26 protein-coding genes are annotated in these 25535 nt (G+C 35.2%); 9 read left to right on the top strand and 17 right to left on the bottom strand.

Annotated elements, in window-relative coordinates:
- Positions 1 to 29 precede the first annotated feature (29 nt).
- The 7 genes from AB674_RS16580 to AB674_RS16550 all read right to left on the bottom strand — a co-directional run bounded on the left by AB674_RS16580 (position 30) and on the right by AB674_RS16550 (position 6912).
- Positions 30 to 380: a four helix bundle protein gene (locus tag AB674_RS16580; protein ID WP_047778384.1), complete on the bottom strand. Its 351-nt coding sequence runs from the start codon at positions 378 to 380 to the stop codon at positions 30 to 32.
- A 54-nt stretch (positions 381 to 434) separates the two neighbouring features.
- Positions 435 to 1664 (bottom strand): phospho-N-acetylmuramoyl-pentapeptide-transferase, encoded by a 1230-nt coding sequence (gene mraY, locus AB674_RS16575; protein WP_047778383.1) that lies wholly within the window; start codon positions 1662 to 1664, stop codon positions 435 to 437.
- A 74-nt stretch (positions 1665 to 1738) separates the two neighbouring features.
- A complete protein-coding gene (locus AB674_RS16570; RefSeq protein WP_047778382.1) occupies positions 1739 to 3202 on the bottom strand; it encodes a UDP-N-acetylmuramoyl-L-alanyl-D-glutamate--2,6-diaminopimelate ligase in 1464 nt (487 codons plus the stop codon).
- Positions 3199 to 5205: a penicillin-binding protein gene (locus AB674_RS16565; RefSeq protein ID WP_047778381.1), complete on the bottom strand. Its 2007-nt coding sequence runs from the start codon at positions 5203 to 5205 to the stop codon at positions 3199 to 3201. The genes AB674_RS16570 and AB674_RS16565 overlap by 4 nt, the downstream gene beginning before the upstream one ends.
- Positions 5196 to 5543 carry an FtsL-like putative cell division protein gene (locus AB674_RS16560; RefSeq protein WP_047778380.1) on the bottom strand — a complete coding sequence of 116 codons (348 nt, stop codon included), beginning with the start codon at positions 5541 to 5543 and terminating at the stop codon, positions 5196 to 5198. The genes AB674_RS16565 and AB674_RS16560 overlap by 10 nt, the downstream gene beginning before the upstream one ends.
- A gap of 12 nt (positions 5544 to 5555) precedes the next feature.
- Positions 5556 to 6464: a 16S rRNA (cytosine(1402)-N(4))-methyltransferase RsmH gene (gene rsmH / locus AB674_RS16555; RefSeq protein WP_205625364.1), complete on the bottom strand. Its 909-nt coding sequence runs from the start codon at positions 6462 to 6464 to the stop codon at positions 5556 to 5558.
- Positions 6439 to 6912, bottom strand: a complete 474-nt coding sequence (locus tag AB674_RS16550; RefSeq protein WP_047778421.1) for a division/cell wall cluster transcriptional repressor MraZ — start codon at positions 6910 to 6912, stop codon at positions 6439 to 6441. The genes rsmH and AB674_RS16550 overlap by 26 nt, the downstream gene beginning before the upstream one ends.
- A gap of 377 nt (positions 6913 to 7289) precedes the next feature.
- Between AB674_RS16550 and AB674_RS16545 the strand changes: the two genes are divergently transcribed.
- Together AB674_RS16545 and yihA are read left to right on the top strand one after the other, a co-directional pair.
- The gene (locus AB674_RS16545) at positions 7290 to 8054 is read left to right on the top strand and encodes an alpha/beta fold hydrolase (RefSeq protein WP_047778379.1); all 765 of its coding nucleotides are present in this window, start codon (positions 7290 to 7292) and stop codon (positions 8052 to 8054) included.
- 42 nt (positions 8055 to 8096) lie between these two features.
- On the top strand, positions 8097 to 8717 hold the full coding sequence (gene yihA, locus AB674_RS16540) for a ribosome biogenesis GTP-binding protein YihA/YsxC (RefSeq protein WP_047778378.1): 621 nt from the start codon (positions 8097 to 8099) through the stop codon (positions 8715 to 8717).
- Between the two features lie 1040 nt (positions 8718 to 9757).
- Here the strand turns inward: yihA and gldC are convergent.
- Both gldC and gldB read right to left on the bottom strand, forming a co-directional pair.
- Positions 9758 to 10093, bottom strand: coding sequence for a gliding motility protein GldC (gldC, locus tag AB674_RS16530; RefSeq protein ID WP_047778376.1), 336 nt, complete (start codon positions 10091 to 10093; stop codon positions 9758 to 9760).
- A complete protein-coding gene (gene gldB, locus AB674_RS16525; protein ID WP_047778375.1) occupies positions 10093 to 11049 on the bottom strand; it encodes a gliding motility lipoprotein GldB in 957 nt (318 codons plus the stop codon). Before gldB ends, gldC begins: the two co-directional genes overlap by 1 nt.
- Before the next feature lie 99 nt (positions 11050 to 11148).
- On the opposite strand from gldB, the gene nadE reads away from it, so the two are divergent.
- Together nadE and AB674_RS16515 are read left to right on the top strand one after the other, a co-directional pair.
- Positions 11149 to 11955 (top strand): NAD(+) synthase, encoded by an 807-nt coding sequence (gene nadE / locus AB674_RS16520; protein WP_047778374.1) that lies wholly within the window; start codon positions 11149 to 11151, stop codon positions 11953 to 11955.
- Between the two features lie 92 nt (positions 11956 to 12047).
- Positions 12048 to 12677, top strand: coding sequence for a response regulator transcription factor (locus AB674_RS16515; RefSeq protein ID WP_026730588.1), 630 nt, complete (start codon positions 12048 to 12050; stop codon positions 12675 to 12677).
- Here AB674_RS16515 and dnaG read toward each other — a convergent pair.
- From dnaG to AB674_RS16495, 4 genes are all read right to left on the bottom strand, one after another.
- Positions 12674 to 14707 carry a DNA primase gene (dnaG, locus tag AB674_RS16510; protein ID WP_047778373.1) on the bottom strand — a complete coding sequence of 678 codons (2034 nt, stop codon included), beginning with the start codon at positions 14705 to 14707 and terminating at the stop codon, positions 12674 to 12676. The two genes, AB674_RS16515 and dnaG, sit on opposite strands and share 4 nt — an antisense overlap.
- A 127-nt stretch (positions 14708 to 14834) precedes the next feature.
- Complete coding sequence (locus AB674_RS16505) at positions 14835 to 15866, bottom strand: hypothetical protein (protein ID WP_047778372.1); 1032 nt, start codon at positions 15864 to 15866, stop codon at positions 14835 to 14837.
- An 85-nt stretch (positions 15867 to 15951) separates the two neighbouring features.
- Positions 15952 to 16689 (bottom strand): hypothetical protein, encoded by a 738-nt coding sequence (locus AB674_RS16500; protein WP_047778371.1) that lies wholly within the window; start codon positions 16687 to 16689, stop codon positions 15952 to 15954.
- The gene (locus tag AB674_RS16495; protein WP_047778370.1) at positions 16676 to 17236 is read right to left on the bottom strand and encodes an RNA polymerase sigma factor; all 561 of its coding nucleotides are present in this window, start codon (positions 17234 to 17236) and stop codon (positions 16676 to 16678) included. The genes AB674_RS16500 and AB674_RS16495 overlap by 14 nt, the downstream gene beginning before the upstream one ends.
- Positions 17237 to 17574: 338 nt before the next feature.
- On the opposite strand from AB674_RS16495, the gene AB674_RS16490 reads away from it, so the two are divergent.
- Positions 17575 to 18096, top strand: coding sequence for a GNAT family N-acetyltransferase (locus AB674_RS16490; protein WP_047778420.1), 522 nt, complete (start codon positions 17575 to 17577; stop codon positions 18094 to 18096).
- Between the two features lie 42 nt (positions 18097 to 18138).
- Here AB674_RS16490 and AB674_RS16485 read toward each other — a convergent pair whose 3' ends face one another.
- The gene (locus AB674_RS16485; protein WP_047778369.1) at positions 18139 to 19116 is read right to left on the bottom strand and encodes a polyprenyl synthetase family protein; all 978 of its coding nucleotides are present in this window, start codon (positions 19114 to 19116) and stop codon (positions 18139 to 18141) included.
- Between the two features lie 659 nt (positions 19117 to 19775).
- On the bottom strand, positions 19776 to 20819 hold the full coding sequence (gene rlmN / locus AB674_RS16480) for a 23S rRNA (adenine(2503)-C(2))-methyltransferase RlmN (protein WP_047778368.1): 1044 nt from the start codon (positions 20817 to 20819) through the stop codon (positions 19776 to 19778).
- A 439-nt stretch (positions 20820 to 21258) separates the two neighbouring features.
- Here rlmN and AB674_RS16475 point away from each other — a divergent pair, with 439 nt between their 5' ends.
- The 4 genes from AB674_RS16475 to AB674_RS16460 all read left to right on the top strand — a co-directional run bounded on the left by AB674_RS16475 (position 21259) and on the right by AB674_RS16460 (position 24218).
- Positions 21259 to 21861, top strand: coding sequence for a YceI family protein (locus tag AB674_RS16475; protein ID WP_047778367.1), 603 nt, complete (start codon positions 21259 to 21261; stop codon positions 21859 to 21861).
- A 253-nt stretch (positions 21862 to 22114) separates the two neighbouring features.
- Complete coding sequence (locus AB674_RS16470) at positions 22115 to 22447, top strand: hypothetical protein (RefSeq protein WP_047778366.1); 333 nt, start codon at positions 22115 to 22117, stop codon at positions 22445 to 22447.
- 113 nt (positions 22448 to 22560) lie between these two features.
- Complete coding sequence (locus tag AB674_RS16465) at positions 22561 to 23202, top strand: O-methyltransferase (RefSeq protein ID WP_047778419.1); 642 nt, start codon at positions 22561 to 22563, stop codon at positions 23200 to 23202.
- A gap of 299 nt (positions 23203 to 23501) precedes the next feature.
- Positions 23502 to 24218 (top strand): phytanoyl-CoA dioxygenase family protein, encoded by a 717-nt coding sequence (locus AB674_RS16460; protein WP_047778365.1) that lies wholly within the window; start codon positions 23502 to 23504, stop codon positions 24216 to 24218.
- 1 nt (position 24219) lies between these two features.
- On the opposite strand, the gene AB674_RS16455 is transcribed toward AB674_RS16460, so the two are convergent.
- Positions 24220 to 24777: a DinB family protein gene (locus AB674_RS16455; RefSeq protein WP_047778364.1), complete on the bottom strand. Its 558-nt coding sequence runs from the start codon at positions 24775 to 24777 to the stop codon at positions 24220 to 24222.
- A gap of 55 nt (positions 24778 to 24832) precedes the next feature.
- A complete protein-coding gene (locus tag AB674_RS16450; RefSeq protein ID WP_047778363.1) occupies positions 24833 to 25366 on the bottom strand; it encodes a Crp/Fnr family transcriptional regulator in 534 nt (177 codons plus the stop codon).
- Positions 25367 to 25535: the final 169 nt, after the last annotated feature.

The following is a 25535-nucleotide window of genomic DNA, read 5'->3' as shown; positions in this document are numbered from 1 at the left end:
TTCTAAAATCTCAACTTTTAATCGATTTACTATTTTCCTTTTAAGGTTATTATAATTTTCGCCAGTATTCTACAAATTTCATCCGCTTCAGCATAAATACTCTCAAATTCATTTACAGAGATATAATCTGTTGCTTTTAATAATTTTAACCAATAAATTGTTTCTCTTGCTTCTTTATATGAAATTTCAAGCTTAAACAGAAACTCTTTATCTGAACGTCCTCCAATTGATTCTTCAACATTTGCTCCAATCGAAGTGCCACATCTTAAAATTTGTTTACTTAAAACAAATTCCTTTTTTACTGCAGTCAGATGCTTGTACAAGTTGATAATTCGTACTGCAAAAAGAAATGATTTATCCTGAATAACATTTTCTTTCATCCTCAACAACTACATCAATTTTTAATTTTTAATTCTCAATTTTTAATTTAAAATCTATCTTAGTTTTAAAGTAACGATTGATAATATGGCTAACATAATGGCAACAATCCAGAATCGGGTTACAATTTTACTTTCATGATATCCTTTCTTCTGATAGTGATGGTGCAAAGGCGACATCAGGAAAATCCTGCGACCTTCACCGAAACGCTTTTTGGTAAACTTAAAATAACTCACTTGTAAAACCACTGAGAAATTCTCTACCAAAAAGATACCACACAATAACGGAATCAATAATTCTTTACGAACTGCAATGGCCAAAACAGCAATGATTCCGCCAATCGTTAAACTTCCTGTATCTCCCATAAAAACAGAAGCAGGGTACGAATTGTACCAAAGAAATCCGATCAACGCTCCTACAAAAGCAGAAATAAAAACCGTCATTTCCCCCGAATTGGGGATATACATTATATTGAGATAATTTGAAAAAATAATATTTCCCGAAACAAACGTAAATATTCCGAGCGCGAGTACCGAAATCGCTGACGTTCCCGCGGCGAGCCCATCTATTCCATCCGTCAGATTCGCACCATTGGAAACGGCCGTGATAATAAAAATAACTACCGGAATAAAAATCAACCAGGCCCATTTTTCATATCCTTCCCCTGTCCAAGCCAAAAGTTCTGCATAATCAAACTCATTGTTTTTAACGAAAGGAATAGTGGTTGCCGTTGATTTTTCCTCTACCGGTGTTGGTAAAACCACTGTCGTACCTGCAGTCTTGTAAATGTCCGTTCTTCCGGTATCCGTGCGTACTGTTACAGCAGGATTGAAATACAAAACCGCTCCTACAATAACTCCTAAACCTACCTGTCCAATAACTTTAAAAATTCCTTTAAGACCTTGTTTGTCTTTTTTGAATATTTTAATATAATCATCCACAAAACCAATTGTACCCATCCAAAGGGTTGTTACAATAAGTAAGACGATGTAAATATTATGCAAACGTGCAAATAACAAAACCGGAACAAGTGTTGCAAAAATGATAATCAGTCCCCCCATTGTCGGAGTTCCCGCTTTTTCATTCTGACCTGCAAGACCTAACTCACGAACGGTTTCTCCCACTTGCTGATTGCGTAAAAAGTTAATAATTCTTTTTCCGTAAATCGTCGACAAAAGCAATGAAAGCATCAATGCCAAAGCCGATCTGAAAGTGATGTACTGAAAAACTCCCGTTCCCGGTATATCTAACGTTTTGTCTAAATATTCAAATAAATAGTATAACATATCTTTTATTTTAAAATTCAATTTTTAAAATTCCAAATTCCAATAATGGTCTTTTCGAATTCTGAAACTGATTATTATTTGTTTAGTTGACCCAAAATTTCTTTTACAGTTTCCATATCATCAAAATGATGACGTACCCCATTTATCTCCTGATAGGTTTCATGCCCTTTTCCTGCAATCAGAATAATATCGTTTGGCTGTGCCAATTGACAAGCGGTTTTAATGGCTTGCTTACGATCTGTAATCCTTAATATTTTTTTATAATTATGACCGTCAACTCCTTGTTCCATTTCATCCAAAATCACTTCCGGATCTTCATTTCTTGGATTATCTGACGTTAAAATCGCTTTATCACTAAGATCTGCAGCAATTTTAGCCATAATAGGTCTCTTTGTTTTATCTCTGTTTCCGCCACAACCTACAACTGTTATTAGTTGTTCGTTTTTAGTACGGATATCGTCAATCGTTTTTAAAACATTTTCTAAGGCATCCGGCGTATGTGCGTAATCTACCACTGCCGTAATATTCGTTTCAGAAACGATGTACTGAAAACGACCCGAAACACTCTCTAAATCAGATAGTAAGCGCAACGCCTCAAGGCTATCCATACCCAATTCTACAGCCGTTCCGTAAATCGCTAAAACATTGTAGGCATTAAAAGTTCCGATTAGTTTTACCCAAACTTCATTGTCGTTTACTTTTAACAGCAAACCGGACAATTGACTTTCTAAAATCTGTGCTTTAAAATCAGCATAGGACTTCAAGGCATAAGTCAACTTTCTCGCCACTGTATTTTGCAACATTACAGTTCCGTTTTTATCATCAATGTTAGATAATGCGAAAGCTGATTTTGGCAACGAATCAAAAAACGATTTTTTCACATCCCTGTATTCTGCGAAAGTCGGATGATAATCTAAGTGATCGTGTGACAAATTGGTAAAAATCCCTCCCACAAAATGCAATGCTTCTGTTCGTTTTTGATGAATTCCATGTGAACTCACCTCCATAAAACAATGTGTCACTCCTGCTTCTGCCATTTCATTCAAATAATGATTAATGGTAATAGAATCCGGAGTAGTATGTGTTGCTTTATATTCTGTTTGATCAACCATGATTTTTACAGTTGACAATAAACCTACTTTAAAACCTGCTTTTTCAAACAATTGAAACAATAAGGAAGCGATCGTTGTTTTTCCGTTTGTACCGGTTACTCCTACTAATTTTAACTTCTCAGAAGGATTTCCGAAATAATTAGCCGCCATAAAAGCCAACGCAGTATTAGTGTCAGCCACTTTTATATAGGTAATTCCTTTTTGAAGATGCTCCGGTAATTCATCACAAATAATTGCAACAGCACCTAATTCAATCGCTTTTTCAATAAAGTCATGTCCATTAGACAATGATCCGCGAATCGCTACAAAAACATCGTTTTGTTCTATTTTTCTGGAATCAAACTCAATTTTATGTATAGCAATTTCGGTCGAACCTGTTACGGACTCGATCGCTACTTTATATAATATGTCTTTCAGTATTTTCACGATAATTCTAATACTATTGTTTCGTTTTTACTAATATTTTGTCCAGCCTGCAAAGACTGTTTTTTTACTTTCCCTACTCCATTAACCTTTACTTTCAAACCCAGGTTTTCTAACAAGGCAATGGCATCCATTCCCGGCATTCCTTTTAAATCAGGAATCTGTTTTACTTTCTTCTCTGCTTTTGCGTAATACTCATTATAACTGTTATCCTGTTTTGGAATTCTGGAATCCAGTTTTTTGATTTTATTTGTTGAAGGGGCATCTGTAAATATTTTTTGGGCGATTCGTTTAAAAACCGGCCCCGCTACATCTGCTCCGTAATAATTATTTTTTGCTGTATTGGGTTTGTGAACGACCACTATACAAGAATATTTAGGGTGATCAGCCGGAAAATAACCCACAAAAGAAGAAGCATAATACATTCCCTCTTTTCCTGCTTTACCATAATTGACCTGAACCGTTCCTGTTTTACCAGCCATCGAAAAATCTTTGGAGTACAATTTAGCTCCTGTCCCCCTTTTTACCACATTAAGCATTACTGCTTTTAGTTTCTTAACCGTTTCCTCAGAGCATACTTTTGGATTTATAACTTCAACATCAAATTTTTTGATCGTTTTGTTCCATTCTTTAATTTCGGAAACAAACTGTGGTTTTACCATTACACCATTATTCGCTACTGAATTGTAAAATGTCAAAGTTTGCATAGGCGTAACCGAAACACTATATCCAAAAGCCATCCACGGAAGTGAAACTCCTGACCAATTTTTGTCTCCGGGATGCGGAATAATTGCTCTTCCTTCTCCTTTAAAATGCAATCCTAATGTTTTATGCAATCCGAAATTTTTAATATGATCCACAAATTTCGACGGATTGTTTTTGTAATTGTCATAAACTGCCTGAACCATTACCGTGTTGGATGAAACCTCAAATCCTCTGGCCAGCGAAATTTTCCCGTAACCTCCTCTATGAGAATCACGAACGGCACGACCGTAATATCTAATTTCTCCGCCATGAGTATCGTAAACCGTACTTGTATCGGCTACTTTATCTTCTAAAATCGCCATTAAATCGACCAGTTTAAAAGTAGAACCCGGCTCATGAGACTCTGCTATAGCATAATTGGTCGTTTCATAATACGATCCATCTTCTCCTCTTCCTAAATTGGAAATTGCTTTTACATGTCCCGTTTCTGTTTCCATAACCACAACACAACCGTGATCTGCTTCATAAGTTTCTAACTGTTTCAACAAAGCATGGTGCGCGATATCCTGAATAAAAACATCAATTGTCGAAATCACATCAAAACCGTCCTGAGGATCCACTTCGTTGACATCACGAATAGGTTTCCATTGTCCTTTGGCAATTTTTTGCTTTAAAATTTTACCGTCTTTTCCGTTCAGATAACTTTTAAAAGCCCACTCAATTCCTTTACCCACTTCTATTCCAGTTGCCGGATCAATTCGGTCGTAACCAATTGTTCTTTCTGCAATTTTCCCGATTGGATGTTTTCTCACAGTTTCCTGTTCAATAATAATCCCTCCTTTGAAGGCTCCTAAATTGAATAATGGAAAACCTTTTATTTTTACATATTCGGTATAACTCAAATTGCGGGCAACCAAATAATAACGGTTTTTATTGGTTCTCGCTTTTCTTAATTCTTTTTCAAAATAGCTGCCGGATTTCCCTAAAACGGTTACTAATGAATCTGATAATGCTTTTACATACTTTTCAAAAGTTTCTGTCTTTGGTGTTTTGGCATCAAATCTAATCTCGTAATTAGGAACTGAGGTCGCCAGCAAACTTCCGTCTGCCGAATAAATATTTCCTTTATTGGCCGGAATTACAAAATTCCTAACGGTACGCTGCTTTGCTAACTTTCTATAATAATCCCCTTCAACCCACTGAATATTGGTTAATTTAACGACAATAGCAATCGCCATCAAAAAGATGAAAACTGCTACGAGGTAAATTCTGTAGGATATATGTTTATCGTCTACTGCCATATTCTTTTAAGGAAACTTTTTTCTTCTTCTTTTTCGACTTCTATTTTCACAGGAGGAACGGTTGATGGAAAAATTTGCTTCTCGAGCATTTTATCCGATATCGTTGACTCCATTTTCAACTTCATTAATTCTGAACGTCGATCCACAAATTCGGATCGCAATTCTTTTGCATCGTTACTGAGCTTCGCAATCTCAAAAACCTTTTGTTCGTATCGCTGCGTATTCGCAATCATTATTATGGCAAGCAGTATAATAAAAACGATGAATCTCCAGTTTTTTACTGCATCATCATTTAAAAGAAACCTTGCTTTTAATATGCTAAATACTCCACCTTTCATCTTACCTTATTATTATACCTTTTCAGCAATTCTTAATTTTGCGCTTCTTGCTCTGTTATTTATTTTAATTTCAGCATCATCAGGAACAATCAATTTCCCGATTGTTTTAAACGGAACAGAAAAATTTCCGTAAAAATCACGTTCCGGTTCTCCCTCAAACATTCCGTTTTTGATAAATCTTTTTACCAATCTGTCCTCTAAGGAGTGATACGATATTACTGAGAATCTTCCACCCGGATTTAAAATTTCTAACGATTGCTCGATAAACTCTTTCAAAACATCCATTTCCTGGTTGACCTCAATACGAATCGCCTGATACATTTGTGCCAAAATCTTATGACTCTTATGTGCCGGTAGAAACCTGCCTAAAACAAATTTCAATTGTTCTGTATTTTTAATCGGCTCTATTTCTCTTGCTTCAAGAATAGTTCTTGCAATTGCGGGTGCATTTTTTAATTCACCGTAATCATAAAAAACACGACGTAAGTCCTGTTCATCATATTCGTTTACCACTCGATAAGCATTCAAATCATTCTTCTGGCTCATTCTCATATCCAGTTCAGCATCAAAACGAGTTGAGAAACCTCTTTCCGCAACATCAAACTGATGGGACGAAACTCCTAAATCGGCCAAAATTCCATCTACTCCTTTAACACCATGAAAACGCAAAAACCTTTTTATAAATCTAAAGTTCTCATTAATTAAGGTAAACCTTTCGTCCGGCAATGCATTTGCAAGCGCATCTTCATCCTGATCGAAAGCAAATAATTTTCCGTTCGGTCCGAGTCTTTTCAAAATTTCTTTTGAATGACCACCGCCACCAAACGTAACATCCACATAAATGCCATCAGGTTTAATATTTAAACCATCAACTGTTGGATGAAGCAAAACCGGATTATGATATTCCATTGTCGTCGTCATTAATATTACCCATTACTTCTTCGGCCAGATCTGCAAAATCCATATCTTCGCCACTTATTGATTTTTCGTATAAATCCTTGTCCCAAATCTCCACTATATTAACTGCCGATGAGAATACAACATCTTTAGAAATACTTGAAAAAGCTACCAAATCTTTTGGAACCAGTAACCTCCCCAATGCGTCAATTTCTACCACTTTAACTCCTGCAGTAAATCTTCTGATGAAATCATTGTTCTTTTTTACGAAACGATTCAGCTTGTTGATTTTTTGCATCATCAAGTTCCACTCTTCCATCGGATACAACTCTAAACACGGTTGAAAAACAGAGCGCTTCAAGACAAACCCGTCCTGAAGGGAAGAAGCCAACTGCTTTTTCAAAGGTGCAGGCATCATTAGCCTCCCTTTAGCATCGACTTTACACTCATATGTTCCTACGATTGTGTTCAAAGAAATACTCACTATAGTTATACAGCAAAAATATAAAAAAAAATACCACATTCTACCACTTTGTACCACTTTGTTAATAAGTTTACCCACTTTCACCCCCTTGCGCTTAATCACTACACAATCAATACTTTATATATAAAATATCTAACTGACATTATTGTTTAACAATTACAAAAAATACATAGTCTTTATCTTAAAAAACTAACTATTATGCAAAGATTTCAGAATTTGGCTACTACCCCAAAACCACCCCTAAAAGCTGGTAATTAGCCACTTAATAATTCGACAAAAATTATCTAGTTAAAAAAGGCTGGCAAAAATCCATATTTATTTATTTAACCCTATATTTGTCCAAATTGAAATTGGCATTAAATTAAATGGACAAAAACTACAAAAAAGAAGGCAAGTACAGCTATTATGAAGCTGGAGAAGGAACTCCTATCGTTATTTTACATGGTTTAATGGGGGGCCTAAGTAACTTTGATGCTGTAGCGCAATATTTTCCAACAAAAGGATACAAAGTTGTTATCCCTGATTTGCCAATATACACGCAGAGTATTTTAAAAACCAACGTAAAGAGCTTTGCGAAATACGTAAAAGACTTTATCACTTTTAAGGGTTTTGAAGAAGTTATCCTGTTAGGTAATTCACTTGGAGGACATATCGCTCTTTACCACACCAAATTGTATCCCGAAAAGGTTAAAGGACTTGTAATTACCGGAAGCTCGGGACTTTATGAAAGCGCCATGGGTGACAGTTACCCAAAAAGAGGTGACTATGAATACATCAAAAAGAAGGCTGAAGATGTGTTTTACGATCCAAAAATAGCTACTCCGGAATTAATTGATGAAGTATATGCTACGGTAAACGACCGCATCAAATTGATCAAAACACTTACCATTGCCAAAAGCGCCATTCGTCATAACATGGCAAAAGATTTACCAAAAATGACTACGGAAACCTGTATCATCTGGGGTAAAAACGATGCTGTAACCCCTCCAAATGTGGCCGAAGAATTTGACAAATTATTGCCTAATTCAACCTTGTATTGGATAGACAAATGTGGACATGCAGCTATGATGGAACACCCTCAGGAATTCAACACGCTTCTTGAAGATTGGCTTGTGAAAAAGAATTTATAGCACTCAACTTTCGACTTAAAAGAGGTTTTAAAACCAAACAACATGAAAATTAATACCGCCGAATTTATTGTCAGTAATTCTGATGTTACAAAATGTCCTCAGGATTTTTTGCCGGAATACGCTTTTATCGGCAGATCAAACGTTGGTAAATCATCCTTGATTAATATGATTACCAATCATAAAAACTTAGCTAAAACATCCGGAAGACCTGGAAAAACACAATTAATTAATCACTTTAAGATTAATAACAATTGGTTCCTTGTCGATTTACCAGGTTATGGCTACGCTAAAGTATCTAAGAAAACGAAATCGGTTTTTCAGCAATTTATCACGGATTACTTTGAAACAAGAGAACAATTGGTTTGTGCCTTTGTTTTGATTGATATCCGTCATGAAGCTCAAAAAATTGATATTGAGTTTATGTCGTATATGGGCGAAAGTGAAATTCCGTTTTGCATCATCTTCACCAAGGCCGACAAAATCAGTAAAGTAAAAATTGATTCTCACGTTGCTGCTTACAAAAAACAAATGTTCGCCAACAACTGGGCCGAAATGCCACAGTATTTCGTAACCTCCTCTACAGAATCGATCGGAAAAGAAGAACTCTTATCCTACATAGACGAAGTAAATCAGGAAGTCTTCAAAAACAACTCAGGGTTTTAAAAAAACCTAAATTCCAATATAAAAAATCCCAAATTCCAACCTATACAATTGGAATTTGGGATTTTTTTATTGGAATTTTTATCTATAGTTCCTCCGGGTCATCAATTAATTCTGTATCAGAAACTTTTATTTTATTGTTTAAAGATCTCCATTCTTTAAATATTAGAAATTGATACAAAATATAAAACAAAGAGTTAAAAAACCAAAAATCAAGTATAAAGGGTTCCGTAAAAATCACCGAATCGGTATTACCACTCAGAAAAATACTCAAACTGCTGGCCAGATAAATTATCAACCCATTGCAGAGATACAAATACTCGTGCTTTGCCCTTTTAAAATTCTTTATTAAAAAGATTAAGGCATATATAATCAGCAATATCGAAGTCATTTCGATTTCAAGAAAATTAAACTCCCAATAAAGCCCGGGTGTCTCATAATACTGCACGATTAAGATCATTAGGACCAATATCAAGCAATAAAGCACTATTCTTTTTAAAATAACATTTCGGAATAAATTATAAAAAAACACACTTAAAGCAATAAACTGAAAGAGAAAGTAATAATGTGAAAGAAAGAAATTAGATCCCGGAGAATAAAACCCAATAATATTACAGCATAATTCTTCTACAAACAAAAGAATCAAATAAACTGTAATTATTTGATACAAAAACCCCTTGTCCTTTCGTGTTCTAAAAAACAGAATACCGTTTATCAGCAAAAAAAATAATCCTGCAAGGCTTATAATAAATGGAAATAGCATACTATTAAAATTTTCTTAGACCGTCAACTATACCAGCGACAAGTTAATTTTACCCTTCTAAAACAACTTACAAAAAAGAAATATCATATAAAGTTAACAATAAATTTCCTCTAAAACCAAAGGTATGGTCTTAAAATTCCAATATCTTAAATTCCAAATTCCAATAAGGAAATCTCAAATTCCAAATCTCAAATTCCAAATCTTAAATTCCAAACTCTAATAAGCAAAAATCCCAAATACCAATCATAGATTTGGAATTTGGGATTTAAGATATTGGAATTTACTTTGTCAGATTTAGTTTTTCTGCGAAATAATCACAGAAATCTTTCATTGTATCTGCCATTTTTTCGTCGTCTGTAGCACGTTTAAAAGTGTCTGACATCGCGACCAAAGTCTGATGAAAGAAAATTTTCATTTCATCTACAGGCATATCTTTGGTCCATAAATCAATTCGCATGGTTTCTTTGGCTTTGCTGTCCCAGATTGACAACATAATTGCTTTGGCCTCTTCAGCCTGTACTCCACCGTCCTGAGCGCTCCAGGTTAATTTTTCCGGAACACGGTTTTCGTCTAATTCTATATTGAATCTAATTTCTGAGTTTATTGTATCTGACATTATTTCTTAGGTTTATATTTTGACTTTTCGAAAATTTCTTTTGCATTTGTTTTTAATAATTCCGGCAACGTAACTTTATTATTTTTCATATAAGAACGCACCATTTGCCAGCCAATCCAAGCTCCGACTCTTCCAGGTGAATCATTATCGATTTCAAGAAAGAATTTTGAAAACGGCGCCGGTGCAATGAAACGGGTGTTTAGTTTTGGATCATCACTGTAGAGTATTTCATTTTCTATAAAATAACGCCACATATAACTTTCGTTTTCTTCACACCATTTTATTTGTTCGGGCGTATACCCCATTCTTTCCGCATCTGTATAACTTGGCAAAAGCAATTCTTTTGCATACAACTGTTTTCCTTCAAAGATCATCTGAGAAAGCAAACTGTGATCCGGTGAAGACGGAATTTTTCTGAAAGCAAAACTGGAAACTACGTCCGGCATGATTTGTCTTTCTTCAAAATTCTGCTTCAGATAATTTGGAAACTCATAAAACTTATGGTCTTTTCCTAAATACAATTCTAACGAGACGATTACCAGACTATCCGCATAAATTGCTTTGGCCGTATAATCCATTTCTGCAATTACCGTAATTACTTTAGGCGTTTTAACCTCAGGAAAATAATATTTTATGTGTTGAAACAAACCATTAAACTCTTCTCTTACCGGTTCAAAATTGGAGTATTTTTTCTCTACTTCCGTATATACTTCTCTCCAAATCGGATCCTGCATTTTTTTCAACCACACCGCATCGTCATTACCGGGTGGAAAAAAGAAAGGATATTGTCTTTTTATTTTGGCTAAATCTTCCGGTTTGGTTTCAAAAAACACTTTATCGAAACGTTCTACTTTAATATCAACAGGAATTTCTTCAACTTCTTTTTCGACTTTACTTTTTTGATCACAAGACAAAAAAAACAAGCACAGAAGCAGTACAAAGCGATAAATTTTCATTTTATTTTAATTAGATTTGTGTTGCTGGAATTCAAGCATTATTCATACTTAAAAATAATTCTGCAAATATACTCCTGTATCTTAAAACTTGACCTAATTATGACTAAAAAAAGCACTATTCAGACAGAAAAAGTAAATACTTATATCGTAGAGTGGCTAAAAGATTACGCTAATAAAGCAAAAGTAAACGGATTTGTAATTGGAATTTCGGGCGGAGTGGATTCTGCGGTTACTTCTACCTTATGCGCTCAGACAGGTTTAAAAGTTTTATGTGTTGAAATGCCGATTCATCAGGCAGAAAGTCAGGTTTCAAGAGGAAGAGAACATATTGAACAATTAAAGAAACGTTTCCCAAACGTTTCGAACACCCAAACCGATTTGACTGCAGCTTTTGAAGCTTTTAAAAGTGCTGTACCCCAAACAGAAGACGAAGCCAAAGTAAACTTATCATTGGCCAATACACGTGCTCGTTTGCGCATGTCTTCTTTATATTATTTAGCAGGAATTTACGGCCTTTTAGTTGCCGGAACCGGAAACAAAGTTGAGGACTTTGGTGTAGGATTTTATACCAAATATGGCGATGGCGGAGTCGATTTAAGCCCGATTGCCGACCTAATGAAGTCTGATGTTTACGCTCTTGGAGCATTTTTAGCAATTCCGGAGTCAATTTTAACAGCTGCGCCAACAGATGGATTATTTGGCGACAACAGAACAGATGAAGACCAATTAGGAGCCAGTTACGATGAACTCGAATGGGCCATGTTAGCTGTCGAGTCAGGAAACACGGTAGCTGACTTCACAGACAGGGAAAAAACCGTGTTTGAAATTTATAAACGTTTAAACACCAGCAACAAGCATAAAATGGATCCAATTCCGGTTTGTTTAGTGCCAAAAACGTTAAAATAAAACTTTTTAACATTTAGCATCAATTAATTACAGAATTTATTTATTAATTTTACCGTTCCAAAAAACATGAACAATTCTAAAAAGGTAAAATTATGATTAAAGTATGTCTAGCAGACAATCATCCTGTGACGCACTTTGGCGTTAAGTCTTATTTTAAAGACCACGATCAAATTTCAATTGTTGCCAATGTCGGCAATTTTTCAATGGTTAGAGATATTCTTCAAACGAAGGAGATTGACATTCTAATTCTGGACTTAGAATTAGAAGGACTTTCAAGCATCTTTGAAGTAAAATCTATCCTAAAAAATTTCCCAAAGACAAAAATTGTGATTTTCAGCGATCTGGCTGAACAAATGTATGCTCCAAATGCTATTAAAGCAGGAGTTTCCGGTTATGTACACAAAACAGAAAAACTTGAAACATTAGGTCTTTCTATTATTAAAGTACACGAAGGAAAAATTATTATCAACGAAACTGTTCGCAAAAACATGGCACTTATTGCTAAACAAAGCAAAAGCGAACGTCTTTACAGAAAACTTTCGAATCGTGAAATTGAGGTTTTACGTTACTTAAGCGATGGTAAGAAAAACAACGAAATCTCTAAAATCTTAAATCTGAACGAAAAAACGATCAGTACTTACAAATTAAGATTATTGACCAAATTAAATGTTACTAATCTGGTTGACTTAGTTAATAAGGCTAAGACTTTAGAAATTATTTAATGGTATCGAGACATTACTCTTCCTAGTTTTTTCGCAAAAGAATTAACCAATTTTGAGTAATCAACGATAGCTGACAAAAGCTCTGTATTATCTGAATTTTCAGGTCGTATAGAGCTTTTTAATTCTTCGATAATTCGATCAACCAGGTACCAACGCATTGACATAATTGTTTCCGTAACATATTGTCCGATACTGGCATGTTTCTCTTTTGCAAAGATATTTTGCCCCTCCCAGTTGTGTAACGTTACTTTTTCATCTTCCATCAAAATATCGGTTACTTCTTGCGCAAATTCAGGTTGTAGTCGCATTAAATATTGCTCCAAACTAAATTTGCTGTTCTGATTGTAAAAACCAATCAAATCAGTAAAAATATTCTGAAATAATCCATTCGAAAGTTCCACCTCATCTTCCTGTAAACTCAGATAGATTCGCTCGAATACTTTATACTCTTTCTTTTCAGAAACCATAATGATTTCGCCCTCCTCATTACTTTTCAGAAGCACATCTTCAAATTCCTCTGTTTTATCACCATAAAGCAGCAAAATTTCAATTACTTTTCGTTCTAAACGGTACAGAATATCTACTTTTTCAGAGGGTGGTGGAGGCTGTTCCATGTCTCCCGGAAAAGTAGGATCATCATAATACCTCGGATCATCTGGCGGGTAAGTGTTTCGATGAACTTCAAACGCTTTTTGTTCCTGTTTTTGTTTTTTATGGGTATCTGTAATTTCTTTCTGCGTAAGCTGTGCAAGCGTACTCACTAGCACCTGCTCAGAAATGTCCATGATTCTGGCACATTCCTGCGTATAGACTTCACGCTGAATTCGATCCGGAATCTTAGAAATACTGGTAACCATATCCCGAATCAAATCGGCCTTTTTTATAGGGTCGTTTTTAGCTTCACCCATCAAAATGGAAGCTTTAAACTGTATAAAATCTTTACTGTTTTCTTCTAAATAAGCTACTAAGGCGTCATGCGAATTCTTTCGGGCAAAACTGTCCGGATCTTCCCCATCAGGAAAACCGCAAACCCTTACATTCATTCCTTCCTCCAGAATCAAATCGATTCCACGAATAGAAGCGCGTAATCCCGCCGCATCACCATCAAAAAGAACCGTAATATTCTTGGTCAGACGATTGATTAATCTAATCTGATCCGGTGTTAAAGCTGTTCCTGAAGAAGCGACAACATTCTCTATTCCCGCTTGGTTAAACTGAATTACGTCTGTATAGCCTTCAACCAAATAACAATTGTTTTGTTTGGCAATTGCTTGTTTGGCCTGAAAAATCCCGTAAAGGACTTTACTTTTATGGTAAATATCACTTTCGGGTGAATTCAGATATTTAGCCGCTTTTTTATCGTTCGTTAAAATACGTCCTCCAAAACCCAAAACACGTCCTGACATGCTTTCGATAGGAAACATTACACGTCCCTTAAAACGGTCAAAAGGCCTATCTTCTCTTGGAATTGTCAGTCCGGTACTTTCCAGAAATTCCAGTTTGTACCCTTTACCCAAAGCTTCTTTAGTCAAAGCATCCCAGGTTTCGGGTGAATATCCTAAATTAAATTTCTTTATTGTTTCGGCGGTAAACCCTCTTTCTTTAAAGTATGAAAGTCCAATGGCTTTGCCCTCTTCTGAATTTAAAAGTGTTTTATGAAAATATTCTTTTGCAAATTCTGAAACCAAATACATACTTTCACGAACATCTGTAATCGCTTTTTCGGCATCCGTTTGCTCTGTCTCTTCAATTTCAATATTGTATTTTCTGGCCAGATATCGAATCGCTTCGGGATAGGTAAACTGAGAATGTTCCATCAGGAATTTAACCGAGTTCCCCCCTTTTCCGGTACTAAAATCTTTCCAGATTCCTTTTGCGGGCGACACCATAAACGACGGAGAGCGTTCGTCTGAGAAAGGACTCAGTCCTTTAAAATTACTTCCGGCCCTCTTTAAATTGACAAAATCACCAATAACCTCCTCTACACGAGCAGTTTCAAAAACGGTGTCAATTGTATTTTGTGAAATCAAAATGTAATATATTTTAAAAATTTGAAGTCAGTAAAAGTACATAAATCAATCTTTAAATCTGCTGATTTTGCACAAAAAAAGCGTCCCTTCCGAGACGCCTTCCGACTAACTAAACGTAATCTCATACTTAATTCAAATCAAAACGTAATCCTAGCGAAATGTTATTCTCTTTCACTAAGTTATCCTTAAACAACGGATTCAAATCGTATTTTAAATACAAACTGATATCTCGGTATCCGACGTAAGAACTTAATCCGTAAATAAAATTATTGACATTATAATCTCCTTTTATAGTTGTTTTATATTTTAAATCTTCTTCTTCGAATTTTAGAATCTGTTTCGATTTTACATTTATTCCGGCATAACCTCCAATCCCAAATCGGAAACTTTTATGGGTTCTGAAATAGGTTTTTCCGTCTTTTACTTGGGGTTTGGTAAAATCAAATTCTAAGTGTACCGGCAAAACGATATATACATTTCTAAAACGGGATTCGCTTAAATTTACGGCATTAATTTCCAGATTGGTCTGATCTCCGTCTACCACAAAACTGCGGTTTTTTGTCGGACGAATATTGTTGTACATTAAAGACAGACCGTATTTAGCATGCAATAAATTATCGTTTTTCATCAGTCTGGTGTTATAGGTAAAACCCCATTCGTAAAAATGTGAACCTATAAAACTGTAATTAGCATCCTGAAGTTTCCCGTCAATCATCATATTGTTTAGACCCGTCGCAAATACAAATTGTGATGTTGTTCTCTTTTCACCGCGAATTGAATCTTTATTGCATTTGTCTCTTTCCCAACGAATCATATAAATGCGGGACGAATCTTGTTCTTTGATTTTTCCATCTACTTTTTGCTGTACTAAATCGTTAAGTTCGTTCTGCGCCAAAGTCACTTTTTCCTCGATGATTACTGCTCTGGCTTCTGCTAATTCTTTTTTGCGTTTGTCTGCTTGTTCTTGTGTTATCTTTCCTTCAGACAATTGAACGTTTACAGCTTCAACTTCTTCTTTCAGAATTTTCTTTTGTTCTTTGGTGACCCTTTCTATTTTTCTGGCAATACTTGATGCTTTCGATTCAAAAGTTTCCTGTCCCAGCACTTTGCTGACAAATAAAAAAACCAGGATAACGAGGTATAGGGTAAAATTTTTCATGATTGGTGATTTTTGATTGATGAATGGTGATTAATGATTGATGATTTTAGATTGTAGATTTTAGATTGATGGCTCTTAAGTACAACTAATCCTGTTGATTACGGTTTGCTAATGCTCCTTTTACGGTTTGATAATTTTTATTCACCTTCGTGATTACTTTTTCTCTAAACGAAAGCTCTAGTTCACCATCGACCTGTTGAAGCAAATCATTGGCATTGACTTTTACTTTAGCTTTTGTTTTAACCGTATTCTCTGCTACAATTGTTTTTTCTGCTGTATTTAACAGCACTTCTACCGCTTCGTTTTTTTGTTTTTCCGAGGCAGGCATTTGTTGATTGACTGCTTGTGATGATTGATTGTTGATTGAAGACTCCGCTACTTGTTTTTCATTGTTTTTGATTCCTTTATTTAATTTTTCATTTGAAATTTTCTCTGTATTTTTTGAATGCTGTGCACTCTGAATTGCCGTTTTTTCTGAGACTACAACTTCTTTTTTATCTAAAGTAGTATTTAGTATATTTTGCTTTTCTATTGTGTCTTTTGGGCTGTTTTGCTCAACAACAACACTCTTAACAGGCGTTTCAACAACACTCTTCTTTTGATTAAAAAAGAATGTCCCTACCAATAAAAACCCGACAATACTGGCCGCGATATACAGACCTCTTTTCCTCAAAGCCAGAAATGAGCGAGATCGAACTACAGGCTCCTCTTTCTCCGCAACATTCAACATAGCGTCTAATCGATCCCAGGCTTTGTCGCTTGGTTCAATCTTGCGTTGGTTTAGCTTTTCACGGAAATCCTTTTCAAAATTATTCGGTTCCATTGTCTTGTTTTTTTACTATTTTAATTTGTGTTTGCAGCATTTTTCTAGCGTGCGATAATTGCGATTTTGATGTTCCTTCACTAATTCCTAACATCTTCGCTATTTCATTGTGTTTGTATCCTTCGATCGCATATAAGTTGAAAACCATTTTATAACCGTACGGTAAAGCGTCTATTAAAAACTGGATCTGCTCTATTGAAAACTGGCTGTCTATGGCATTAAAACTTTCTTCTATATAAATCTCGTCTTCAACAAATTTTACTTTTTTCTGAACTCTTAAATACGAGATACATTCGTTGACCATAATCCGTCGAATCCAGCCTTCAAAACTTCCTTTGTGCTCAAATTTGTTTAAGTGGGTAAACACTTTCATAAAAGCAGTTATCATTACATCTTCCGCCAACTGAATGTCTTTTATATATTGCCTGCAGACACTCAGCATTTTTGGAGAAAACCTACTGTAAATCTGCTGTTGCGCTTGTCGATTGTTTTCGACAGCTAACTTTATGATTTTAGTTTCTTCCTGATGTAACTGAATAATTTTCATTAATAAGCGTTCTGGTTTTGGTTTTGAAATAGTCTTCTATTAGCATAGACGATTGAAGTTGTAAAATGGTTGCATCGAAATAGTGAAATTTAAAATCCAAACTTTCTAAACTCCAAATTCCAATCTTACAGCGCTTATTTTTAAAGGGATAAGCGTTTTTATTAAATTTAAAAAAAACTAATTATTTTTTCTTTGCTACTAAAATTCACTTCCAAAGTTAACGCTGAAATTGTAAACTACTTCTTAATTTGGTATTTTTGAATGAGATTCTTGTACCAATCTTGAAAGGACCGAGGTGGATTTACAAAAATTCCAAAAAAGAAACACTTTTAAATTTTATGAAAAATAGCACCATTCAAAAAGTAACACTGGAAGATATTGCGCAATTGCAGAAAATTGGAAGACAAACTTTTTCTGAAACTTTTTCGGGAGATAACTCTGAAGAAGACATGACGCAATATTTAGACGAACATTTTTCAACAGAAAAATTGACTAATGAACTTAACAACAAAAACTCCGAATTTTATTTTGCTGTTCTTGACGGTGCCGCAATTGGTTATTTAAAACTGAACTTCGGCGAATCCCAGACTGAGTTAAAGGATGCTAAAGCAGTAGAAATTGAACGAATTTATGTGCCGAAAGAATTTCACGGGCAAAGTGTGGGACAACTACTTTACGAAAAAGCAATTCAGGTAGCCAAACAAAAAGAGGCCGATTATGTTTGGTTGGGGGTTTGGGAAGAAAACAAAAGAGCACTTAGTTTCTATACCAAAAATGGTTTTATAGCATTTGACAAACACATTTTTGTTTTGGGAAATGATCCGCAAACCGATATTATGATGAAACTTCAATTGAAATAATAAAGTGCAACGCCAATGGATGATTGTTCAAAAAGAAAAAATTTATTTCTTTCTCTCAATAACATAATTCACCATCAAAGTCAAAGCGGCTTTGTATTCAGAGTCTTCAAAATTTTGAAGTAAAGAAAGTGCTTCCTGCTGAAATTCGACCATTTTGTTTTCGGCATAGGTCAAACCATTATGGTCTTTGACAAAGGCAATCACTTCTTTAACCCTTTTCTTGTCTTTGTTGTGATTTTTGATTGAGTTGATTACCCATTTTTTTTCCTGCGGTGTACAATTATTGAGCACATGAATTAAAGGCAAAGTCATTTTTTGTTCTTTAATATCAATTCCGGTTGGTTTTCCGATGGCTTCTTCGCTATAGTCAAATAAATCGTCTTTGATTTGAAAAGCCATACCGATAAGCTCCCCAAACTTGCGCATGTTTTCTACCTGAGTATCGTCTTCGATTACCGATTTTGCACCAAGAGCGCAACAAGCCGCGATAAGTGTCGCCGTCTTCTTTCGGATAATTTCGTAATAAACCTCTTCGGTAATATCGAGCCTTCTGGCTTTTTCGATTTGAAGTAATTCTCCCTCGCTCATTTCGCGAACAGCAACTGAAATAATTCGAAGCAAATCAAAATCACCGTTATCAATAGAAAGCAGTAGTCCTTTTGACAGTAAATAATCCCCAACTAAAACCGCAATTTTATTTTTCCAAAGTGCATTGATCGAGAAAAACCCACGACGACGATTACTGTCATCCACCACATCATCATGTACGAGAGTTGCGGTATGAATCAGCTCTATTACCGATGCTCCGCGATAGGTTCTTTCGTTCACAATTCCACCCGAAACCATTTTAGCGGTCAGAAAAACAAACATCGGACGCATTTGTTTTCCTTTACGGTTTACGATATAATACGTAATACGGTTCAGTAATGCGACCTTTGAAGTCATCGATTCATGGAACTTTTTTTCAAAAAGTTCCATCTCGTTAAAAATGGGCTGTTTTATTTGAGAGGTAATATTCATTTCGATTCCAAATATACTATTTTAAATAAAAAAACGTAGCGTATTTTAGATTAGTATGTCAACATTTTATGCACTAATTTTAAAGTTTACGGAAGCAAACTTATAAACGTTCTGCAACGGGATCTTTTTTTAGCACCAATCCTCAATCGATTTTATTCTGATAGAGGATCAAGTACAAAACCTGTAGAGTAGTAAAAAATTAAATTTGAAAGTTTAATTTATCTAAAAAAAACACCCCGTTTACAAAAAAAAACACCCCGCTTGTCATTTCGACGAAGGAGAAATCACACAAGAAATTCCGTAAAGAAAATCGCCAATCTTTGTAGAATATTGGATGTGATTTCTCCTTCGTCGAAATGACAGAAGTGCAGGAAATAGGGCTTTAACGATTGAAAATGTAACGATTAATGCTTCAACAAAATGCTAAACTAGTATTGATTAACACTATTCACTTTCACCACATCTCCTCCATCGAAAGCACGAACGCAGCGATTAAACTTTGCGACTCTGCGACTTTGCGAGATTTTTACTTCTCCACAACTTTTAAACTTGATCTCTGATACACTCTAAAAACCAAAACCTTTTTTGCCAAAAAAAAAGCATTAAAAACAGATCTAAATCTCGTCTTTAATGCTTTTTTATGCTGTATAATTAAAAAACTATCCTTCTTTATTTGCCAATTGTCCGCAGGCGGCATCGATATCTTTTCCTCTGCTTCGACGTACTTTGACCACTACTCCAATATTCTCTAATGCTTTTATATAAGCTAATATAGATTCTTCTGAAGCTTGTTGAAATTCTCCATCGTCAATTGGGTTGTATTCAATTAAATTTACTTTACAGGGTACATATTTGCAAAACTTAACCAAGGCATCAATTGAGGCTTTATCGTCGTTGATTCCTTTCCAAACCACGTATTCGTACGAGATTTTGTTTTTGGTCTTTCTGTACCAATATTCTAAAGCTTCACGCAAGTCTGCCAGCGGGAAATTTTTACTAAAAGGCATGATCTTCGCGCGAATTTCATCAATAGCTGAATGCAAGGAAACCGCTAATTTGAATTTCACATCATCATCGGCCATTTTTTTAATCATTTTCGGAATTCCGGATGTCGAAACCATGATGCGTTTTGGTGACATTCCCAGACCTTCTGTAGAGGTAATCATATCGATTGCTTTAATGACATTGTTATAATTCATTAAAGGCTCTCCCATTCCCATAAAAACAATATTCGACAATGGATGGTTGTGGTACAAACGACTTTCTTTATCAATAGCTAGAACCTGATCATAGATTTCTCCCGGTTCCAGATTTCGCATTCTTTTTAATCTTGCTGTGGCACAAAAATTACAATCTAAACTGCAGCCCACCTGACTGGAAACACAGGCTGTTGTTCGGGTTTCAGTAGGAATCAAAACGGATTCTACCACCAAACCATCATGCAAACGGACTGCATTTTTTACGGTTCCGTCGCTACTGCGCTGCATGGTATCAACCTTAATGTGGTTGATTACAAAATTATTCTCCAACATGGCCCTTGTAGGTTTGGCTACATTGGTCATATCCTCAAAACTGTGTGCTCCTTTACTCCATAACCATTCATAGACTTGGTTGCCACGGAAGGCTTTGTCGTTATTGGCGACAAAAAAATCCCGTAATTGATCTTTTGATAAGGCTCGTATGTCTTTTTTCTCGATTTGCATGGTGCAAATTTAAGCACTTTTGTTGTTTTTTTCTATTTTTTAAAGTCAATCTTCCTAAATAGCCGTATTTTAGAAAATTACGATCCTCTCCACTTTTATTGTTCTCTAATCTCTAAAGTCTTTTAAATGGCGGTATTTCTTTTTTAAAGCTTCAAAAAAAGCAATTAAAATTCGATAGAGAAACTTCTTTAAAAATTCGATTATTTCAATTCAAAACAGTAAAAACAAGACTCTTACTGAAAAGAGAAACACATCCTCCAATACCGGATTAATTAGTATAGAACTTTAATACCTTTTTAACCATGACTTTTATCATGCCCGTTTTTAGGTGTTCCCCATACATTTGATCTAAGAAATAAGGGGCCGTTTTCAATATTGCAAAACCTGATCGAGATAGAGATTTCCTTATTTAAAAAGACTAACCAATACATTATTAAAAATGAAGACAATTAAATCAATTTTATTGACCGTACTTTTTACAATCGTATCCTTACAACTCAACGCACAAAAAAACTATCTGGTGGCCAAATCGGCTTTTGAAGTTGCCGGCACTTCAACCGTACACGACTGGGTAATGAAATCTTCGGAAGGAAGCGGTATTGCTAACTTAACTGTTAAAGGTTCTAAATTAACGGAGATTAATAACTTAACCGTTACCCTTCCGGCAGAAAGTATAAAAAGCCCTAAAACAAGTATGGATGAAATCGCTTATGAAACTTTGGAGACCAAAACACATAAAAATATCAAGTATGTTTTAAAATCAGCCACTCAGATAAACGAAACAACCTGGGTATTACTTGGAACTTACACCATTGCCGGGGTGAGTAGAGATTATAAAACCCAGATCAGTACAGCGAGTACTAATGGAAACATTATTTTACAGGGGTCTAACCAAATCACTTTTGCCGATTTTGAAATGGCTCCTCCACAAGCTGCACTGGGAATTGTTAAAGCCGGGAAAAACTTAACCATAATGTTTCGCATTACGCTAAGCCAGGAAGGTCATTTAAGCACTTCTGATTATTTGACACAAGCGAAATAACAACAAAAACACTTAACAGCTTATCGCACAGTCATAAGATCAAATTAGAAACGCTTTTCGTCCACTCATCAATTGCAATATCTAAAAAAGCTTTTATAGAATTTTTAGTAAGTTTAAAACTTTGGCACAAGAATTGTCTTTCAGTAAAAAGAAAGATAATCGCACAAAGAGCTCAATCATTTTAAAATTTGTACTTTTATTTTTTCAGCTTTATAACCTTTATAATTTAATCTATTTAAAAATCTAATTAATCATGAAAAAACAAATTTTAAGTTTAGCTGTTGTTGCTCTATTAGCAGTTACTGTACAATCTTGCGGAGACAAAAAAGAAACAAAACCTGAAGAAGAATTAACACTTGGAAACAAGGTAGATTCGTTAACTACAGATCTTGAAGAAGTGAAAGACAGCGCTGTAAGCAAAACAGAAGATGCTGCACAGGACGTAAAAGATGCTACCAAAAAAGCCGCTGATGATGTTAAAGACGCGACTAAAAAAGGAGCAGATAAAGTAGAAGCAGCTGCAAAAGCCGCTAAAGACGGGACTGTAAAAACAGCTAAGGAAGTAGATGCTGCTCTAAAAAAATAGCATTTTATTTCAATTCATAAAAGAACCATTCGCTACAACGAATGGTTTTTTTATGGGAAAAAGTTACCCAATATTTTTTGTATTTTTGTTTTTCAACCTTAGAAGAATATCACATGCATTTTATATCACAGGAATTAGAAGATTACATCGAGCAACATTCTGAAAACGAACCGGAATTATTGGCGAAATTAAACAAGGAAACCTACCAGAAAATACTTTTGCCAAGAATGTTGAGCGGGCATTTTCAAGGTCGTGTACTGAGCATGTTATCTAAATTGATCCGTCCGGTAAACATTCTTGAAATCGGGACTTACACCGGTTATGCTGCTTTGTGTTTGTGCGAAGGAATGCAGGAAAACGGACAATTACATACGATTGATATTAAAGAGGAGTTAATTGATTTTCAAAGAAAATATTTTGACGCCTCGCCTTGGGGAGAACAGATTTTCCAACATCTGGGAGAGGCTGTTTCTATTATACCAACTTTAGAGGTTAAATTTGATTTGGTTTTTATAGATGCCGATAAAGAAAATTACCTGAACTATTGGGAAATGATTGTTCCAAAAATGAACAAAGGTGGTATTATTTTATCCGACAACGTACTTTGGAGCGGAAAAATCCTTGAACCGCTACATCCAAATGACATTAGTACAAAAGTTCTTTTAGAATACAATACGCTTCTGAAAAACGACCCTAGAGTTGAAACGGTTTTATTACCTATTCGCGATGGATTGACGGTTAGTCGGGTACTTTAGTTTTTAAGTTACTGAGGTTCTGAGTTGCTGAGATTTTAAATTCTGGCTAAAGCCTTTTTATGGTTTGCTGAATTTTACTCTTTCATCTCAATGTCATTAAGTTAATGGTATTTTTTCACGCGGATTCTGCGGATTTTTTTTATTTCATTCTGCTAAAATCTGCGTGAGACTTTTTTTGACAATCCTTAACTTAATGAAACTGGAAACTATTGCAAATCGCGATAAATCTACTGACTTCTTGCTAAACTTGGCTCCTTCATTTCTCGCGCTAATTACAAACACTTAAAACGAACACTTAAATGAATTATCTGAACAAAATAGATACAGACGGCTTTGCTATTATTGATAAGGTGTACAACGAGAAGGAAATCAATAAAATAATCTCCTTAATTGAAAATACGACCGAAAACACAACCGAAAATGCCACTTTTAGAAAATCTCAGGATTTATTTGCCATTAGGCAATTTCACAAAGAAATTCCGAAAACTTTAGATTTTATTTTCAATCAAAACTTAAAGGATATTATTGAAAATACTTTTGGGAAGGGCTTTTTTATAACCAAATCGATCTATTTTGACAAACCCGAAAAATCAAACTGGTTTGTTGGGTATCATCAGGATTTGACTATTTCTGTTGACAAAAAAATGGAGATTGAAAACTTCGAAAACTGGACGGTTAAACAAAATCAATTTGCTGTTCAGCCTCCAAAAGAAATTCTCGAAAATAACTTTACGATACGAATTCACATGGACAAAACCACAAAGGAAAATGGTGCTTTGAAAGTGATAAAAAATTCTCATTCTAAAGGTATTCTAAGAATCGAAAATCTCGAAATGGAGGATGAAACGATTTGCGAAGTTGAAAAAGGCGGTATTATGATTATGAGACCTTTGCTTTTTCACGCATCCAGCAAAACAACAAATAACGAAAGAAGACGTGTAATTCATATTGAATTTAGTCAGCAAGAGCTTCCAAACGGTTTGTCGTGGAGTGAAAAAGATTGTATTGAAAATTAACTCAAATACCGTGAGCGGCATCCAATACTCTTTCGGCTTGCGCAACATGTCTTTGATTGTGGTAAATTACAAATCTGAAAGTATCTCCTAATTTCAAACGTATTCCTTTAGAGATACTGATGGCTGTTTTTGTTTTAGCAAGGCTTACTTCTTTGGCACTATTCAACAATTCGAGCATCTCAATTTGCTGATTGATAAAATCATCAATAACGGCTTTGTCCAATGTGCTGTTTATGGGATTCATGCTCTTAAAAGTCTTCATTGTATTTAGCTTTTCTTTTGGCATCATACTTTTTGCGAAATAATCTCCCAGCCAGCCACTTTTAAAATACCTTTCCTGTTCTGAACTGGTTTTCTGTATTTGCCCGGTAATTTCAGGAAGATAAAATCTACCGTAGCGATTAAGATGTTCCAGACATTCCAAAATACTCCAGGTCTTAGGGTTTGTTCTGAAATTAAGCACGGCATCACTTTCTGCTTTCAAAGACTCCGCTTTGTCAATAATTAGTTGTGTACTCGCTATTAAGTCTTTTATTAAATCCTCCGATTTTATATTCATGTTGCTGATTTTTGACAAAGTTCCTTAACTTTTGAACAGAAAACATTGATTGAAATCAACGTTTTTTTAGCCTCGACAAAGTTTCGGGGCTCATCCTCAAATAATTTGCAATATGTTTGTTTGGAACTTCCTGAAATAACTGTGGACTTCTTTTCAACACCCTCTCAAAACGTTCTTTGGGCGAACTGATCAGAATGTCTTTTTCCCGCTCAACTTGCTGCAGAACGAGATCTTCTATAATTTTTATCCAAAGCCTGAGATTATCTTCGTTCCGGTTAACAAAGTCCATAAATCCCTTTTTCGGAATAACTTTTACCAGCGTCTTTTTTATAGCCTGAATATAAAAATCCGACGGGCTCTCAGACAGAAACGAGTCTATCGAAACCACTATATTGTTTTTATACCCAAAACGAATAATACGTTCTTCATCATCATCCAGTACAAAAATCCGCAGACTGCCCTCCTCTATAAAATAAATATTGGTATCAACACTTCCTTCTACTTTGAGGAATTCATTGCGCTCAATGGCAATTGTATTTTCAACCAGATTATTTTGTTGGATCAAGTGTATGAGGTCACCGACTTTCATATCGTACTAAAGTTTAACAGGATGAATTTAGTTCTTTTTATTTGTACAGAAAACCATTGACGATTATTATTTAACAATAGTACTAAAGCTGCAGAAAGAATAGTGAGTTTTTTGACACTGGTGCTTATACTACTGCAGTTCAAAGACGAATAAGAGTCTGCGAATCACA

This window comes from Flavobacterium sp. ABG (genome assembly GCF_001027725.1).
Lineage (GTDB): Bacteria > Bacteroidota > Bacteroidia > Flavobacteriales > Flavobacteriaceae > Flavobacterium > Flavobacterium cupriresistens.
This window is presented reverse-complemented; position numbering and strand designations above follow the sequence as displayed.

Bases quoted from the DNA above. Each gene is read 5' to 3' on its own strand.
- AB674_RS16580 (WP_047778384.1), bottom strand. From the start codon at position 380: ATGAAAGAAAATGTTATTCAGGATAAATCATTTCTTTTTGCAGTACGA.
- mraY (WP_047778383.1), bottom strand. From the start codon at position 1,664: ATGTTATACTATTTATTTGAATATTTAGACAAAACGTTAGATATACCG.
- AB674_RS16565 (WP_047778381.1), bottom strand. From the start codon at position 5,205: ATGGCAGTAGACGATAAACATATATCCTACAGAATTTACCTCGTAGCA.
- AB674_RS16560 (WP_047778380.1), bottom strand. From the start codon at position 5,543: ATGAAAGGTGGAGTATTTAGCATATTAAAAGCAAGGTTTCTTTTAAAT.
- rsmH (WP_205625364.1), bottom strand. From the start codon at position 6,464: ATGACGACGACAATGGAATATCATAATCCGGTTTTGCTTCATCCAACA.
- AB674_RS16545 (WP_047778379.1), top strand. From the start codon at position 7,290: ATGGACAAAAACTACAAAAAAGAAGGCAAGTACAGCTATTATGAAGCT.
- yihA (WP_047778378.1), top strand. From the start codon at position 8,097: ATGAAAATTAATACCGCCGAATTTATTGTCAGTAATTCTGATGTTACA.
- gldC (WP_047778376.1), bottom strand. From the start codon at position 10,093: ATGTCAGATACAATAAACTCAGAAATTAGATTCAATATAGAATTAGAC.
- gldB (WP_047778375.1), bottom strand. From the start codon at position 11,049: ATGAAAATTTATCGCTTTGTACTGCTTCTGTGCTTGTTTTTTTTGTCT.
- nadE (WP_047778374.1), top strand. From the start codon at position 11,149: ATGACTAAAAAAAGCACTATTCAGACAGAAAAAGTAAATACTTATATC.
- AB674_RS16515 (WP_026730588.1), top strand. From the start codon at position 12,048: ATGATTAAAGTATGTCTAGCAGACAATCATCCTGTGACGCACTTTGGC.
- AB674_RS16505 (WP_047778372.1), bottom strand. From the start codon at position 15,866: ATGAAAAATTTTACCCTATACCTCGTTATCCTGGTTTTTTTATTTGTC.
- AB674_RS16500 (WP_047778371.1), bottom strand. From the start codon at position 16,689: ATGGAACCGAATAATTTTGAAAAGGATTTCCGTGAAAAGCTAAACCAA.
- AB674_RS16495 (WP_047778370.1), bottom strand. From the start codon at position 17,236: ATGAAAATTATTCAGTTACATCAGGAAGAAACTAAAATCATAAAGTTA.
- AB674_RS16490 (WP_047778420.1), top strand. From the start codon at position 17,575: ATGAAAAATAGCACCATTCAAAAAGTAACACTGGAAGATATTGCGCAA.
- AB674_RS16485 (WP_047778369.1), bottom strand. From the start codon at position 19,116: ATGAATATTACCTCTCAAATAAAACAGCCCATTTTTAACGAGATGGAA.
- rlmN (WP_047778368.1), bottom strand. From the start codon at position 20,819: ATGCAAATCGAGAAAAAAGACATACGAGCCTTATCAAAAGATCAATTA.
- AB674_RS16475 (WP_047778367.1), top strand. From the start codon at position 21,259: ATGAAGACAATTAAATCAATTTTATTGACCGTACTTTTTACAATCGTA.
- AB674_RS16470 (WP_047778366.1), top strand. From the start codon at position 22,115: ATGAAAAAACAAATTTTAAGTTTAGCTGTTGTTGCTCTATTAGCAGTT.
- AB674_RS16465 (WP_047778419.1), top strand. From the start codon at position 22,561: ATGCATTTTATATCACAGGAATTAGAAGATTACATCGAGCAACATTCT.
- AB674_RS16460 (WP_047778365.1), top strand. From the start codon at position 23,502: ATGAATTATCTGAACAAAATAGATACAGACGGCTTTGCTATTATTGAT.
- AB674_RS16455 (WP_047778364.1), bottom strand. From the start codon at position 24,777: ATGAATATAAAATCGGAGGATTTAATAAAAGACTTAATAGCGAGTACA.
- AB674_RS16450 (WP_047778363.1), bottom strand. From the start codon at position 25,366: ATGAAAGTCGGTGACCTCATACACTTGATCCAACAAAATAATCTGGTT.